This is a genomic window from Bacillus sp. NH11B, assembly GCF_001884205.1.
Lineage (GTDB): Bacteria > Bacillota > Bacilli > Bacillales > Bacillaceae_G > Bacillus_A > Bacillus_A proteolyticus.
In genome coordinates this window covers 140,444-156,355 of the sequence record NZ_MAOG01000019.1, presented here as the reverse complement: position 1 = coordinate 156,355, position 15,912 = coordinate 140,444, and the positions used below count along the sequence as shown (strand labels likewise).

At 36.9% G+C, this 15,912-nt stretch carries 16 protein-coding genes, 1 pseudogene and 2 other annotated features; of the genes and pseudogenes, 13 read left to right on the top strand and 4 right to left on the bottom strand.

Going from position 1 to position 15,912, the window contains the following annotated elements; all coding sequences use genetic code 11:
* The first annotated feature begins 34 nt into the window (after positions 1-34).
* Together BAU27_RS05175 and BAU27_RS05170 are read left to right on the top strand one after the other, a co-directional pair.
* A complete protein-coding gene (locus BAU27_RS05175) occupies positions 35-946 on the top strand; it encodes a DMT family transporter (RefSeq protein WP_071744673.1) in 912 nt (303 codons plus the stop codon).
* A 180-nt stretch (positions 947-1,126) separates the two neighbouring features.
* Entirely contained in the window at positions 1,127-1,702 is a 576-nt protein-coding gene (locus tag BAU27_RS05170; RefSeq protein ID WP_071744674.1) for a Crp/Fnr family transcriptional regulator, read from the top strand.
* Here the strand turns inward: BAU27_RS05170 and BAU27_RS05165 are convergent.
* Positions 1,692-2,363: a DUF4386 domain-containing protein gene (locus BAU27_RS05165; RefSeq protein WP_071770284.1), complete on the bottom strand. Its 672-nt coding sequence runs from the start codon at positions 2,361-2,363 to the stop codon at positions 1,692-1,694. The two genes, BAU27_RS05170 and BAU27_RS05165, sit on opposite strands and share 11 nt — an antisense overlap.
* 87 nt (positions 2,364-2,450) lie before the next feature.
* Here BAU27_RS05165 and BAU27_RS05160 point away from each other — a divergent pair.
* Positions 2,451-2,847: pseudogene (locus BAU27_RS05160) on the top strand (PH domain-containing protein).
* A gap of 24 nt (positions 2,848-2,871) precedes the next feature.
* Here the strand turns inward: BAU27_RS05160 and BAU27_RS05155 are convergent.
* Complete coding sequence (locus tag BAU27_RS05155; RefSeq protein WP_071770283.1) at positions 2,872-3,270, bottom strand: Ig-like domain-containing protein; 399 nt, start codon at positions 3,268-3,270, stop codon at positions 2,872-2,874.
* Between the two features lie 163 nt (positions 3,271-3,433).
* On the bottom strand, positions 3,434-4,912 hold the full coding sequence (gene putP / locus BAU27_RS05150) for a sodium/proline symporter PutP (RefSeq protein WP_071770282.1): 1,479 nt from the start codon (positions 4,910-4,912) through the stop codon (positions 3,434-3,436).
* A gap of 306 nt (positions 4,913-5,218) precedes the next feature.
* Positions 5,219-5,457 (top strand) — a binding site (T-box leader).
* A 42-nt stretch (positions 5,458-5,499) separates the two neighbouring features.
* Positions 5,500-5,744 (top strand) — a binding site (T-box leader).
* A 52-nt stretch (positions 5,745-5,796) separates the two neighbouring features.
* Between putP and trpE the strand changes: the two genes are divergently transcribed.
* The 10 genes from trpE to BAU27_RS05095 all read left to right on the top strand — a co-directional run bounded on the left by trpE (position 5,797) and on the right by BAU27_RS05095 (position 14,988).
* Positions 5,797-7,215: an anthranilate synthase component I gene (gene trpE, locus BAU27_RS05140; protein ID WP_071770281.1), complete on the top strand. Its 1,419-nt coding sequence runs from the start codon at positions 5,797-5,799 to the stop codon at positions 7,213-7,215.
* Entirely contained in the window at positions 7,212-7,799 is a 588-nt protein-coding gene (locus BAU27_RS05135) for an anthranilate synthase component II (RefSeq protein WP_071770280.1), read from the top strand. Before trpE ends, BAU27_RS05135 begins: the two co-directional genes overlap by 4 nt.
* Positions 7,796-8,821: an anthranilate phosphoribosyltransferase gene (gene trpD, locus BAU27_RS05130; RefSeq protein WP_071770279.1), complete on the top strand. Its 1,026-nt coding sequence runs from the start codon at positions 7,796-7,798 to the stop codon at positions 8,819-8,821. Before BAU27_RS05135 ends, trpD begins: the two co-directional genes overlap by 4 nt.
* Before the next feature lies 1 nt (position 8,822).
* Entirely contained in the window at positions 8,823-9,584 is a 762-nt protein-coding gene (trpC, locus tag BAU27_RS05125) for an indole-3-glycerol phosphate synthase TrpC (protein WP_071770278.1), read from the top strand.
* Complete coding sequence (locus BAU27_RS05120; RefSeq protein ID WP_071770277.1) at positions 9,581-10,195, top strand: phosphoribosylanthranilate isomerase; 615 nt, start codon at positions 9,581-9,583, stop codon at positions 10,193-10,195. The genes trpC and BAU27_RS05120 overlap by 4 nt, the downstream gene beginning before the upstream one ends.
* Entirely contained in the window at positions 10,192-11,385 is a 1,194-nt protein-coding gene (trpB, locus tag BAU27_RS05115) for a tryptophan synthase subunit beta (protein ID WP_071770276.1), read from the top strand. The genes BAU27_RS05120 and trpB overlap by 4 nt, the downstream gene beginning before the upstream one ends.
* A 3-nt stretch (positions 11,386-11,388) precedes the next feature.
* Positions 11,389-12,165, top strand: coding sequence for a tryptophan synthase subunit alpha (gene trpA, locus BAU27_RS05110; protein ID WP_071770275.1), 777 nt, complete (start codon positions 11,389-11,391; stop codon positions 12,163-12,165).
* Between the two features lie 74 nt (positions 12,166-12,239).
* Positions 12,240-12,599 carry a DUF4029 domain-containing protein gene (locus tag BAU27_RS05105; protein ID WP_071744686.1) on the top strand — a complete coding sequence of 120 codons (360 nt, stop codon included), beginning with the start codon at positions 12,240-12,242 and terminating at the stop codon, positions 12,597-12,599.
* Between the two features lie 114 nt (positions 12,600-12,713).
* Positions 12,714-14,213, top strand: coding sequence for an L-lactate permease (locus BAU27_RS05100; RefSeq protein ID WP_071770274.1), 1,500 nt, complete (start codon positions 12,714-12,716; stop codon positions 14,211-14,213).
* Positions 14,214-14,304: 91 nt separating this feature from the next.
* Complete coding sequence (locus BAU27_RS05095) at positions 14,305-14,988, top strand: DUF2278 family protein (RefSeq protein ID WP_071770273.1); 684 nt, start codon at positions 14,305-14,307, stop codon at positions 14,986-14,988.
* Positions 14,989-15,002: 14 nt separating this feature from the next.
* Here BAU27_RS05095 and BAU27_RS05090 read toward each other — a convergent pair whose 3' ends face one another.
* Positions 15,003-15,836, bottom strand: a complete 834-nt coding sequence (locus tag BAU27_RS05090; RefSeq protein WP_071744689.1) for a hypothetical protein — start codon at positions 15,834-15,836, stop codon at positions 15,003-15,005.
* Positions 15,837-15,912 lie beyond the last annotated feature (76 nt).

The following is a 15,912-nucleotide window of genomic DNA, read 5'->3' as shown; positions in this document are numbered from 1 at the left end:
TGGGATTTTTTACAGGTGAGAGGGGAGACAGAGTTTGAAACAAGAAAAATCAATCGCGCTACCATTAGCAATTTCTATTATAGCAATTTCATTCGCAGCAGTTTTTGTAAAGATGTCCTCAGCACCATCTTCTATTTTAAGTATGTACCGATTATGGATTATCGTACTTATTATGCTGCCAATCGTTTGGAACAAGCGGGAAGAGTTCCATAAGATTCAAATAAAAGATTGGGGATTTTTAATTGGATCTGGATTCTTTTTAGCACTTCATTTTCTATTATGGTTTGAATCTTTAAAGCATACAACAGTTGCTAGTTCGACGATTATTTTAGCACTTCAACCGATCGTATCTTTAGTTGGAGGTTTTTTCTTATTTAAAGAAAGAACAACATACTCAGCTATTGCGACAATGGGAATTGCGATACTAGGTGTAATGTGTATTGGCTGGGGAGATTTAGGGCTAAGTGAACAAGCGATTTATGGGGATATATTATCCTTTTTAAGTGTGATAGCAGTTGTCGGTTATTTATTTATCGGGCAAACAACAGTAAAGAAAGTATCACACTGGATTTACAGCTTTACAGTTTTTGCATTCGCAGGGATTTTTATGGGGATTTATAATATAGTGCTGCAAGTACCTTTTACAGGTTATACGAAGTGGGACTGGACCGTTTTTCTTTTACTTGCGATTGTGCCGACAGTGTCACATGTCATTAATAACTGGTTATTAAACTACGTAAATGCAACAACAATTTCAATGAGTATTTTAGGAGAACCAGTTGGGGCATCTATACTAGCGTTCTTCTTACTTGGGGAAAAATTAAACGCAATGCAAATTATCGGCAGCATGCTCGTATTGTTTGGTGTATCTGTTTTCTTACTACAGCAACAAAAAAGAACATCAAAAAATGTGGTGAACGAACCGGCTTATACACAGGAATTATAATGAGTGTATTCTAATATACGAAAAGAGAAGTTATTGGTAACTTCTCTTTTTTTGTTCCATGCAGAAAATAAAACAGATCAATAGGGGGAATTCCCGCCATATAGCATGAAAAAAGATAATATAAAGTGGAGTTACATCATACGTTGCCCATACAAATATTGAAGGGGAAGGAGAGACCAAATGAAAGATATTTTAATGAAATACATGACAAAGCTTACAACATTAAGTGAAGAGCAGCAGCGTATAATCGTGGAAGAATTACAAATTGAAGAATATAAAAAAGGAACAGTACTCCTAAGACAAGGAGATGTTCCGTCTAAATGTTACTTTGTATTAAAAGGATGCGTGAGGCAACATTGTATAGATGAAGCCGGAAAAGAAGTTACATCAAATTTTTATACAGAAGAACAAGCAATTGCAAATTTCAATCATCATAAACAAGATAAATCATCCCCACATACATTAACGTGTCTAGAAGACTGCCTAGTTGTAGTTGGCGACCTGTATTGTGAAAAGGACATGTATAAGAAATATTCACAGTTAGAAGAAATGACACGTCAAATGATTGAATACAATTTTGGTGAGGTACAAGAAGAACTTACATTATTTATTGCATCGACACCAGAAGAGCGCTACAAATCATTGTTACAAAAACGACCTCATTTAATCAATCGTGTTCCTCAATATCAATTGGCAAGTTATCTAGGTATTACGCCAGAATCATTAAGTAGAATTAAGAAACGACTCAAACAGTAGAGTTTTTCCCACCTCTAATCAATAGCCATATACTAAATCCTAGTTCACCTGCGATCATCGGTAGTTGAAAGACAACGTTAAGAATGGAAATCATCGCATCATATTGTGAAAACATTGTATTCATGACGTGAATTACGATATAACCGATAGCAGCGATGAATAGTAATACACTAATAAATTTCGGTATTTGTTTAGATAGAAAAGTTACATATCCTAAAACGAAAAGATGTAAGCCGAAAATGATTAACCCTACAGACCAAATGTATTCGAATGCATTGAGAAACAATATCGTATATGTTTCTGGATTCGCAATCGTATTTTTTGAGAGTAGTAATACTAATATTAGATTGAATATAGCGATTCCAAGTATCGTTGTATACATAAGACGAAGCAAGGTAGCTAGTAATGAGAGGCTAGTGTGAATCGGTTTTAGAAAGAAATAAAGAGCCCACGCGGCGACAATATCAGTAATAAAAATGATAATCCAGCCGAAAATTTCTGCTTTGAAAAGTGAATTTGAAGTTTGGATATTATGGAATGTGGTACTCGCGTTTTCTTGTACAATGAGATTTCCATGAACAAAACCGTAAGAAAAAAATGCAATGAATGCCATCACAAGAAGAGAAGAGCCAGCAAATAAGGCGTACTTTCGTTCAGTCATAATATATCCTCCTATTCTAATGTTGTTTTCATTGTAATAGGGAAGAGGAGAAGATTCATTGACTTAAATCAAGAGTGAGAAAGTTTAGTGGAATTTCCATCAAAAAAAGATGTATGGTTATATCCGATTTTTTTTCGTTATCATTGGAGCGTGTTTTGCTCCCATATTTGCAGGGAGAGAATATTTTCTTTTATTCTTTACAATTCCATTAGCTATATTATTTATTTGGAGTTGGTTTTCAACAAAATACATCGTCGGAGAAGAAATAATTACTATTAGATCAGGTTTCGTTAAAAAGCGCATATTTATACGAGATATAAAACAAATTTCAAATACGAAAAATCCAATTGCAACCCATGCACTATCATTTGATCGACTTGAAATTGTTTACGGTGCACATCAAACAGAAATTATTTCTCCTAAAGATAAAGAGCAATTCATCAATCTTGTTAAAAGTAAAAATCCACACATTGAAATCAAGTAAAAGAGTGGCTTCGTGGCCACTCTTTTACTTTGGATTTGTCATATAAGGTTGTACATGAATGACGCATAGGTCACGAAATTTTCCCTCAGCAGTTGTAACAATTACGACTGCTCTTCCTGCACATTTTCCAGTAATCGTTACCGTATCACCTTTTGGATACATTGTGATGACATCAGCATTCATATTTGTCCAAATAAGTTCTTTATTCGTTGCTTGCACTGGCAAAACGGAAGCTGATAACTCAGTGCTTTGTCCAGTTCTTACTTTCAACTTATTTTTTTCCATATGAACACCGATGACTGAAATAACAGAAGGAGCAATAGAAATTTTTGGTGGATTAGGTTGTATGTTTAAACAAGAAGTAGAAGTATTTGTGATAGGTGAAAATTTTCTTATATGTTGTCGCTGGAAAGCTGCTAACATGTTGGAGTCCCCTTTCTGTATATGTGCTGATACTAATACTATAAAGGAGTAGTGTTATGTTAAATTTAACGAAACATAAAGAATTTGTTAAATTTGAAAAGAAGATTGTCGAACTGTAATAAAAAGAAGGCTCTACTGTTATGCTAACAGCAGAGCTTTCTTTTTATAGATTATGACTATGTTGTTTTTCGAAATTCTCAAATTGCTCTTCAACTTCTTTTGAAGGTTGAGTTAGTAAACTAACAATTATGATTACTAGTAAACTAATAGCGAAACCAGGAATCATTTCATATAAGAAATCTTTTAAGAATTTGAATTGAGTCCAAATAATTACTGTAGCGGCACCTGAAATCATACCAGCAAGCGCACCCCATTTTGTCATGCGTTTCCAATATAAGCTTAATAAAATAGCAGGTCCGAATGAAGAACCAAATCCAGCCCAAGCGTATCCAACAAGAGCTAAAATCGTATCATTTTGTTTAAACGCTAATGCGCACCCAACTAAGGCGATAACAAGTACAGCCATACGACCGACAAATACAAGCTCTTTATCAGAAGCAGAGCGTTTAAAGAATGTACGATATAAATCTTCTGTTATAGCACTAGAGGTAACAAGAAGCTGAGATGAGATTGTACTCATAATCGCTGCTAAAATAGCTGCTAATAAAAATCCAGTAATAAGTGGGTGGAATAAAATTTTTCCTAGTTCAAGGAAAATTGTTTCTGGATTAGATAATGTCAACTCTTGTTGTGAATAGTAAGCAATACCAATAAGACCAGTAAACATAGCTCCGACAACAGAGAAAATCATCCAGCTCATACCAATTCTTCGTGCGCTTTTAATTTCTTTTACAGACGAAATTGCCATAAAGCGTACGATAATATGAGGTTGTCCAACATAACCAAGGCCCCATGCGAATAAAGAAATCATTCCTAAAGTAGAGGCACCTTTAAAAATATCTAAACGTGTTGGATCTACCGATCGAATTGTATCAAATGCAGGTCCAAGTCCGTGTGAATTCATAATTGTTACGATAGGAACAAGAATAAGAGCAACAACCATAATGATTCCTTGCACGAAGTCTGTCCAACTTACTGCTAAGAAACCACCAAATAATGTGTAAGCTACAACAACGCCTGCTACAATGAATAATCCAACATGATAGTTCATACCAAATGAATTTTCAAATAATACAGCGCCTGAAACTAATCCTGAAGCTACATAGAAAGTAAAGAAAATCATAATAACAAGTCCGGATACTAAGCGTAGCATGTGAGATTTGTCGTGGAAACGGTGTTCCAAAAATTCTGGAATAGTAATAGAGTTGTTTGCAATTTCAGAGTAGGTACGTAAGCGAGGAGCGACATATAGCCAGTTTGCGTATGCGCCTAATGTTAGGCCGATTGCAATCCAACTACTACTTAATCCAACGCTAAACATTGCACCGGGTAAGCCCATTAAAAGCCAACCGCTCATATCTGATGCTCCAGCACTTAATGCTGTTACTGCGGGGCCTAGTGTACGCCCGCCAAGCATATAATCTGTTAAGTTGGACGTTCGTTTGTAGGCGAAATAGCCGATTACTAACATCCCGAGCATGTAAATAGAGATAGAAGTTAAAGTTAACATCTGCGTACTCATGTAGTTCCCCTTCCTTTTGTCATGTCTTTTGATGCGTTATGCATATTTATAATCTATCATGATTATTCAGAAAAATCCATTCAGAAATATGAATTTTCTGAAATGTAAGCGTTTTTTGACAATGTTTCGCTTTTGTAATATATGATTTTCTGACAAAAAACCGTAATTTTAATAGAGTATTTATTATATTTACATAAAAACCGGTTGTTTTGTCAATATAATATTGAATGAAGAAAAAATATTTTTTTCGGAAAAAGTATTGACTTATTAGAAATGCGAGGAATATAATGAGTGCAACTTAAAAAAATGCAAGCGTTGATGAAGAAGAGTACACATGATGAACATGTCAGAGAGCTGATGGTTGGTGCGAATCAGTATGGAATTGATGTGGAATGGGCTTCGGAGCTTCCAAACCGAAACGAAAGAAGTAGGCTTTGGCGACATGATCTCATCGATATAAGAGACACGTATTATTTTTTGATACGGCAAAGTGCGTTACATTCGTAACGAATTAAGGTGGCACCACGGGAGTACCCGTCCTTTCTATAGGATGAGTACTCCCTTTTTGTGTACAAAAAATTAAATAAATGAAATCGTTTAAGTAAGAAGAGTACGTATATTGGAGACGTTACAGAGAGCCGGGGATAGGTGGGAGCCCGGTGCGGTGCCATATACGGAATGGGCTTACGAGAGGTATGCTGAACAATTATTTTCAGTAGGCAACCCGGGTTCCGCCGTTACAAGGATAAGGTATATATTTTGTACCTGAATAAAGCGGGATGCTTTTGCGTCCAACATGAGGTGGTACCACGGTAAATTTATCGTCCTCTACATATTTCGATATGTAGGGGACTTTTTTTATTTTTCAGAGTGAGGTGAAAGGCATGATGACAAAAGAGGAATTTATGAAGCAAAAAGAGCAAGGAAAAACATTTTTAGTAATCGCTGAAGAAGAAGGAGATAGCATTACGCCAATTTCTTTATATAGACGTATGAAAGGGAATAAGAAATTTTTATTAGAAAGCTCACAGCTTCATCAAGATAAAGGGCGCTATTCTTACCTAGGTTGTAATCCGTATGGAGAAGTGAAAAGCGTTGGTATGGAAGTCGAACGAACAGTGTATGGGCAAACAGAAAAGTTGCAAGGTAACGTACTGCAAGTGTTAGAAGAGGCAATCGCACCATCGCAAGTAGAGAGCCCATTCCCATTTTGCGGAGGAGCAGTTGGTTATATTGGTTATGACGTCATTCGGCAATATGAAAACATTGGAGCAGATTTACACGATCCATTAAATATTCCAGAAGTACACCTTTTACTATATCGTGAGTTTATCGTTTACGATCATTTACGCCAAAAGTTGCCGTTTGTATATGTATGCAGGGAAGATGATTCGGCTTCTTATGAAGAGGTATACGAAAGGTTGCAAGTATACAAAGAGGAAGTGCTAAAGGGAGAAGAAGAAGAAGTAAATGAAATACAATCAACATTATCATTCACTTCTTCCATAACGGAAAAAGAGTTTTGCGAAATGGTAGAAGCGGCGAAAGAGCATATACGAGCCGGAGACATATTCCAAGTCGTATTATCCCAGCGTTTGAAAAGTGAGTGTAAAGGTGATCCATTTGCATTATACCGAAAACTTCGCATTGCAAACCCGTCGCCATATATGTTTTATATCGATCTTCAAGATTATGTTGTACTCGGTTCTTCGCCAGAAAGTTTACTATCAGTAAGAGACGATAAGGTGATGACAAACCCAATTGCGGGTACGAGGCCGAGAGGGAAAACGAAGCAGGAAGATGAGGAAATCGAAAAAGAACTGTTAGGAAATGAGAAAGAGCGAGCAGAGCATATGATGCTTGTGGACCTAGGTCGAAATGACATTGGCAGAGTAAGTGAAATTGGCTCTGTGACGATAGATAAATATATGAAAGTAGAGAAATACTCTCACGTTATGCACATTGTATCTGAAGTTTACGGAACATTGCGAAAACGAATGAGTGGATTTGATGCACTAGCGTATTGTTTACCAGCTGGCACAGTGTCAGGAGCCCCGAAAATAAGGGCGATGGAAATTATCAATACATTAGAGCATGAAAAAAGAAATGTATATGCCGGAGCAGTTGGATATATTTCATTCTCAGGAAACCTTGATATGGCGCTAGCAATTCGAACGATGGTTGTGAAAGATGAGAAAGCGTACGTTCAGGCAGGAGCGGGTATCGTCTACGATTCAGATCCAGTTGCTGAATATGAGGAAACATTAAATAAAGCGAGAGCGCTTTTGGAGGTTATGAAATGATTGTACTGATTGATAACTATGATTCCTTCACATATAACTTGTATCAACTATTAGGCGAGTACGAAGAAAACATCGTCGTCGTAAGAAATGATCAAATAACAATTGAACAATTAGAGGAGATGAAGCCGAAAGGAATTGTGCTTTCACCGGGACCTGGGAAACCAGAAGATGCTGGAATTTGTATCGATGTTATTCGTCACTTTTATAAGAACGTTCCCATCTTAGGAATTTGCCTTGGCCATCAAGCAATCATATCCGCATTTGGAGGAGAAATTGTTAGAGCAGAGCGCATTAAACACGGAAAAACATCACGTGTGAAACATAATGGAACGTCAATCTTTTCGTACGTTACGCAGCCGCTAACGGCAATGCGTTACCATTCACTCGTCGCAGCGCAAAATAGTTTACCACAATGCTTTGACATACTCGCGACGGCGATGGATGACGGAGAAATCATGGCAGTTCGTCATAACTATTATCCGCTCTTCGGATTACAGTTTCACCCAGAATCAATTGCAACAGAAGAAGGCGGAAAATTAATACGTGCCTTTTTAGCACAAGTGAAAGAGGAGGAGAGAGTATGAACAGTTATCTTCGAAAATTAGTAGAGGGACAACATTTAACAGAGGAAGAAATGTATGAAGCAGGGCTCCTTTTATTAAGTGACAACATATTGGAAAGTGAAGTTGCAGCTTTCTTAGTATTGCTGAAAGCGAAAGGCGAGACAGCAGAAGAAATATTCGGTCTTGTTCGTGCTCTTCGCGAAAAGGCATTACCGTTTTCAAATCATATAAAGGGAGCGATGGACAATTGCGGAACGGGTGGTGACGGTGCGCAAACATTCAATATTAGTACAACATCGGCATTTGTACTTGCCGGAGCTGGCGTAAAGGTTGCGAAACATGGAAACCGCGCTGTTTCTAGTAAAACAGGAAGTGCTGATTTATTAGAAGAACTCGGTGTAAACATTAGCTGTACGCCTGGTGAGATTGACTATTTATTAGAAAATGTAGGTATTGCCTTCTTATTCGCACCAGCGATGCATCCAGCATTAAGACGCATTATGAAAATAAGAAAAGAATTAAACGTTCCGACGATCTTTAACTTAATTGGGCCGTTGACGAATCCCGTTAATTTAGAAACACAATTTGTCGGTATTTATAAACGAGATATGTTATTACCGGTAGCGGAAGTATTGCAGAAACTTGGCAGAAAACAAGCGCTCGTTGTAAACGGAAGTGGATTTTTAGATGAAGCATCATTACAAGGAGAAAACTGCGTCGCTATTTTAAAAGACAATGAAATAATTGAAATGAGTATTGCACCAGAAAACTACGGTTTTTCAAGAGTGAAAAATGAAGAAATTAGAGGCGGGAATTCAAAAGAAAATGCAAAGATTACGCTCGGAGTATTGAACGGAGAAAAAAGTGTATACCGCGATACGGTTTTATTAAATGCAGGGCTTGCTCTTTTCGCAAACGGAAAAACGGAAACGATTGAAGAGGGAATTAAACTAGCGACGCATAGCATTGACTCTGGAAAAGCATTAGCCAAACTAAACTTATTAATTACAGCAAGCAACGAAAAATTAGAAAGGGTGAATTAAGGTGGGGACGATTTTAGACAAAATTGTAGAGCAGAAGAAAAAAGAAGTTGCGGAGTTATATGAAACATATACACCAGGGAATGAAAAAAGAAAAACATACTCACTCGTAAAAGCTTTAGAACAATTTACTGTCATTGCAGAAGTAAAGCGAGCATCACCATCAAAAGGAGATATAAATGTACACGTTGATGTACCAGAACAAGTGAAAACTTATGAAGAATGCGGCGCAGGAGCAGTTTCCGTTTTAACAGACAGTCAATTTTTTAAAGGATCGTTTTATGACTTACAAACGGCAAGAGCAGAAAGTAACATTCCGCTTTTATGTAAAGATTTTATAATTGATAAGATTCAAATTGATAGAGCTTATGAAGCTGGTGCAGATCTTATTTTATTAATCGTTGCAGCATTGTCAAAAGAGAAATTAAAAGAGCTTTATAACTACGTACTAGAAAAAGGATTAGAAGCGATTGTTGAAGTTCATGATGAACAGGAATTAGAAATTGCAACCCGATTAAATCCGCACGTTATTGGAATTAATAACCGTAATTTAAAAACATTTGAAGTAGATTTAAGCCAAACTGAAAAGCTCGGAAAACGACTGAATGAGGAGAAAGTGCTTTGGATTAGTGAAAGTGGTATTCATTCAAAAGAAGATATTACTCGCGTTAAACGAGCTGGTGCAAAAGGTGTGTTAGTTGGAGAAGCGCTTATGACATCATCTTCTATAAGTAATTTTTTCGAAGACTGTAAGGTGAACATATGAAAGTGAAAATTTGCGGCATCACTGATGTTGAAACAGCAAAACGTACTTGTGAATACGGAGCAGATGCACTCGGATTTGTTTTTGCAGAAAGTAAACGAAAAATTACTCCAGAGCAAGCGAAAGAAATTATTGAGGAAATTCCAGCCCACGTTTTCAAGGTCGGTGTTTTCGTAAATGAATCAGTAGAAGTGATCCAGAAAATTGCAGATGAGTGTGGGTTAACGCATGTGCAACTACATGGGGATGAAGACAATCATTACATCGAAAGATTGAAAATTCCGTCTATAAAAGCGGTAGGAGTAGCTTTAGAGCAAGATATGGAACGTGCGAAAAAATACGAAACAGATTATATGTTATTTGATAGCCCGAAAGAAAAGTTCCATGGAGGAAATGGAAAGACATTCTCATGGGAGTTACTCGCGCATATGCCAAAAGCATTGCGAGAGAAAACGATATTAGCTGGCGGATTAAACATCATTAATATAGAAGAAGCCATTCAAACCGTTCAGCCATATATGGTCGATGTGAGTAGCGGAGTAGAAACAGAAGGAAAGAAAGATCTAAAGAAAATAAAACAATTTATTATAAAAGCGAAGGAGTGTTCCAAATGAATTACGCATATCCAGATGAAAAAGGTCACTACGGTATATACGGAGGGCGATACGTTCCAGAAACGTTAATGCAATCTGTATTAGAACTAGAAGAAGCATATAAAAAAGCGATGCAGGATGAAGCGTTTCAAAAGGAATTAAATCATTATTTAAAAACGTACGTCGGAAGAGAAACACCGCTTTATTTCGCTGAAAATATGACGAAGTATTGCGGCGGTGCAAAAATTTATTTAAAACGTGAAGATTTGAATCATACAGGAGCTCATAAAATTAATAATACAATTGGTCAGGCACTTCTTGCAGTACGAATGGGCAAGAAAAAAGTTGTCGCTGAAACAGGAGCAGGACAACACGGGGTGGCAACCGCTACTGTATGTGCCCTACTCGGATTAGAATGCGTCATCTTTATGGGAGAAGAAGATGTGAGACGTCAAAAATTAAATGTGTTTCGAATGGAATTACTCGGAGCGAAAGTAGAAAGTGTAGCGGCAGGTAGCGGCACATTAAAAGATGCGGTAAACGAGGCGCTTCGCTACTGGGTTTCACACGTGCACGATACACACTACATTATGGGATCAGTTCTTGGACCACATCCATTCCCGCAAATTGTCCGTGATTTCCAAAGTGTAATTGGGAAAGAAACGAAAAAACAATACGAAGCATTAGAAGGGAAATTACCAGAAGCAGTCGTTGCTTGTATTGGCGGTGGTAGTAACGCAATGGGAATGTTTTATCCGTTCGTACACGATGAAGAAGTTGCTCTTTACGGTGTTGAAGCAGCTGGAAAAGGTGTTCACACAGAAAAGCACGCAGCCACTTTAACGAAAGGAAGTGTCGGTGTTTTACACGGATCGATGATGTACCTTCTACAAAATGAAGAAGGACAAATTCAAGAAGCACACTCTATTTCAGCCGGACTAGATTACCCAGGGGTTGGACCAGAACATAGCTTGCTAAAAGATATTGGCCGCGTTTCTTATCATTCCATTACAGATGAAGAAGCGTTAGAAGCATTTCAATTATTAACGAAAAAAGAAGGTATTATCCCGGCATTAGAGAGTTCACATGCTGTTGCATACGCTTTAAAGCTAGCGCCACAAATGAAGCAAGACGAAGGACTTGTTATTTGTTTATCCGGCCGCGGTGATAAAGATGTAGAGAGTATAAAACGTTATATGGAAGAGGTGTAAAAAATGGGAGTAGAAAAAATTAAAGCAGCGTTTGAAAATGGCAAAAAAGCATTTATTCCGTACGTAATGGGCGGAGATGGTGGCCTTGAAAAACTAAAAGAAAGAATTCGTTTTCTTGATGAAGCAGGAGCAAGCATTGTTGAAATTGGTATCCCGTTTTCAGATCCAGTCGCAGACGGCCCAACGATTCAAAGAGCAGGGAAACGAGCGCTAGATAGCGGTGTAACATTAAAAGGTATTTTTCAAGCGTTAGCAGAAGTAAGGAAAGAAGTAAAAATTCCATTTGTACTCATGACATATTTAAATCCAGTACTCGCATTCGGAAAGGAACGTTTCATTGAGAGTTGTCTTGAAGCAGGTGTGGATGGCATTATCGTTCCGGACTTACCTTATGAAGAACAAGACATCATTGCACCGCTTCTACGCGAGGCGAATATAGCTTTAATTCCGCTCGTTACTGTAACGAGCCCAATTGAGCGAATCGAAAAAATTACGAGTGAATCAGAAGGATTCGTCTACGCCGTTACAGTAGCGGGCGTAACGGGAGTACGTCAAAACTTTAAAGATGAGATTCATAGTTACTTAGAAAAAGTAAAATCACACGTCCACTTACCAGTAGTCGCAGGATTCGGTATTTCAACACGAGAGCAAATAGAAGAAATGATTACAATATGCGACGGTGTTGTCGTTGGAAGTAAGGTTATTGAGTTGTTAGAAAATGAAAAACAAGAGGAAATATGTGAGTTAATACAGGCAGTAAAACAAAAAGAAGAGGCATAAGTCTCTTCTTTTTGTTTTACGTAATAAATGTTAAAATATACAGAAAATACATATAATTTAGAGGGTGAGAAGGCATGCTAAGACGTAAACTATTATATCTTCTTTTAACTGTACCATTATACGCTTGGCTCATTAGCATGACGAAAATAGAGTTGATGGCTCTGTTTTTAGGATATGTATTCATCTTTTCCCAATTAAATCGAATACAAGAGCAATCTATTTTAGAAGTATGTATATTTTCGATTAGTATAGAACTATTTAGTATCGTTTCGATTGTGTTATTAAACGAGTTATTTCGGGGGATTTATTCATTTGCATTAATGAAATTTGGGAATATTGTACTGCAAGTAATATGTGCTTATATTGTGTTTGTTGTGTTAGAAAAAATAATCGGACAGCAGACGGTTTTTCAGGATAAAAGAACATGGGAGTGATTCAAAAAAAGAGCTGTTTGGCTCTTTTTTAATCTGTTATAAAATTAATTAAAAATAACAATATCTGTTATATAATAGTTAAAAATTGCATTTTTTACGAAAAGAGATGATAACATGGCCATATTGTTGGCACTTATCCCGATTATGATGATTTTCATTTGTTTATTTTTGTTTAAACAAACGTCATTAAGAGCCTCATTAATCTCTTATGCCGTTTCTGTTGGAATCGTTTTACTCTCGCCAACGTTTCAATTAGGGATAAGTGAAACTGTGCACGCTACGATTAAAGGTTGGTTAATTTGTTTTATTGTCGGATACGTTTTGTTTTTCGGTATTTTTTTATTTCACCTCATGAACAAAATGGGATACATCGATCAAGTAGCACGATTTTTGGAACAAGTCACACATGACCGCTTATTACAAATGCTTCTTATGTGTTTTGGTATTTGCCCACTAATTGAATCAGTAAGTGGATTCGGTATTGGTTTTATGGTCGCAGCGCCGATCTTTCTTTCGTTAGGCTATAAACCATTTCAAGCTGTACTGCTCTCGTTTATCGGTTTGCTGGCTAGTTCATGGGGCGCGATGGCAACGGGTACGATTATCGGTTCGCAGCTTATTAACATGCCGCTCACAACTCTTGGCACAAATACAGCATTATTAAGTATCCCGATTTTTGCATACTTTATCTTCCTTTCTTTATACGTTGTCGGTGGTTTTCAGGCAGTTATAGAAAAGTGGAAGGAAGGCGTTGGTTTCTTTCTATTATTTTCTCTCGGAATCTATCTTTCTAACGCATACGTAAGTGTTGAACTAGCGGGAATATTAAGTTCTATCGTTACCATTACATTTGGTTTTTTAATCATTAAATTAAAAGGAAAAGATGAACAAAAACTTCTAACAGAGCATGCGGCGGCTACGGAGAGAGAAGTATCGATTCTAAAAATTATTAGCCCTTATATCTTTTTAACAGTTTGTATTTTACTTTCTCGCCTCGTTCCTGTATTACACGATCTGCTCAGGTCATATGCAGTTCTCGATTTAAAATCATATTCTTACAAACTAGAGCTACTATATTCGCCAGGGTTTTGGCTCGCCATGACTTGTTTGTTTACAATCATTTTCTTCCGCATTCCATCTCATATTATTAAACAATCACTCTCGCAAACAATAAAACAATGGATTCCTTTCGCTATTACAACAACGATGTTCATTGCGATTTCAGAGCTAATGGGTGCATCTGGCATGCATTCATTACTCGCAAAGACAGCTGGTGAAACATTTGGTACGTTTTTCGTTTTCGTTGCTCCTTTCATTGGAGGAATTGGCGGTTTTTTAACCGGTAGTAACGCAGGATCAAATGCAATGTTTATAAAACTACAAATGCAAACAGCACAAAATGTAGCACTCCCGTGGCAATACGTCACAACGCTTCAAAACACCGCATCATCAGTAGCGACGATTGCTTGTCCATCACGTATTACACTCGGTGCTTATTTATGTGATATACCTCATCGTGAAAATGAACTATTAAAGAAAACGACATTAATGATCTTTGGTGCGGTGTTGCTTGTAGTGGTGGAGGTAATTATTTGGTATGTGTTGATAAAGTGAAAAATCCTCCTAACGTAGGAGGATTTTTTTTATAATTGGATAATGTTTTAAATATGAAAAGCTTCTACTAAATGAATAGGAGATGAAAGGTATGCCCTTAAAAAACTATGGTGTATTAAAAGGTACAGTTATACAATCAAAGACTGGAAAAGGGAAAACACCTCATTATCAAGTTCATTTACAAGGCGAGGCAGGAGTAGACTATCGTATTGCAATTAACGTAAAGTCGCAAAGTTATCCGTCAGAAGTTTTATATTTTGCGAGTAATAATATTAGGTCAGAGGCGATTCATATATTACCGACATTACCGTTTGGTTTTACGGAAGTGAAAAACAATGAACCAAAAGTCGCTTTAGATTATGTAAGAGGTAATTTATTTGATTCGAAGCAAATGATTCCTTTACCTGCTGAAAAAACGGGATCTGATAATGATTTGAATGAGAAAATAGAACATTATATAAAACGAGCGATAGAGGAAAAAGCAATTATTTACGCGTTTGGCGAAAGATGGGGACCAGAAGAAAAGGTTCCGGATTCGTATTTCCATTTTACACCTGGAAATGGTGTACATGATATTCATATGAATCAAGGAAATGTAGAGAAATGGCAAGGTGATGACGGCATATGGCAAGACGGTGGACTACTTATTCATTTTGAGAAGAGGGAAGAGTGGGTAGGTATTTTCCTTGCCTTTCAGTCGCAATCATGGTGTACAGATGAAGAAGGGCATGCTCGTGTTCCGGTTGAGAATTATAGTTATAAGAAAAATAACTAATAAGAAGAGGGCGTTCACAACGAACGCCCTCTTCTCATCTTATAAAACCCAAAACTCACAAGTGTAGAAATACTAGAGAAAAGCAGTGCCACACTAGAAAATGCAATGAGATACATATTATATTTCATCATTTTGCCGATTAGTTGGTTACTATCATACTGAAAAAGTCCTGCTATTATATTGAATAAAAATAAAATGATAAACATGACGATGACACCGTCTATTGATCCTTTTATATCTGGTTTACTTAAAGCGATATGTGCGGAAATACAAATGGCGATAAATAAAAATAACCAAAATGAAGGATTCAATAAATTGCTTATTGTAAATAAGCTTTTCAATAATACAAACGTCGATAGTAGCATGTTTTGGATCATGTCTAAGTTAATAGAAGCCGATGCAACAGTTGTTTCGAGAGTCGTATTAAATAAAGAATATGACCCTGGTACGAAATAGCGCATTAAAAGTATTAAGGTAGTAATACCAGAAATAATAGGGCCGATACCGATAAAGAAATTACCGATTCGTTGATATATACTTTTTTGATTGTATTGATGTTGTACGTAACCTAAAGCTCCTTGACTTGTATCTGTCGGGAAGAACTGCGTTGCTACAATTTTATGACGAAATAGTATACACATAATTGCATGTCCAAGTTCATGAATAGGGACACCAATCCACGCAGTTAAAAGGAAGCCTTTCCTACCAAAAGCTCTCGACCAATACATTCGTGTGAGAGATTCTAAATAACCTAATATAAATCCAATTACAATGATGACACCAATTAAAGAGAATAATTGGATCACGCTTGTAAGGAGTGTTTGAAAAATCGAGTTTACAAATTCCACTGTCTTCATCCAATCTTTTAAAAATGTTATTTGCTCTGTTTCATAATAACATTATTTTTCTATATTACTAGCACAC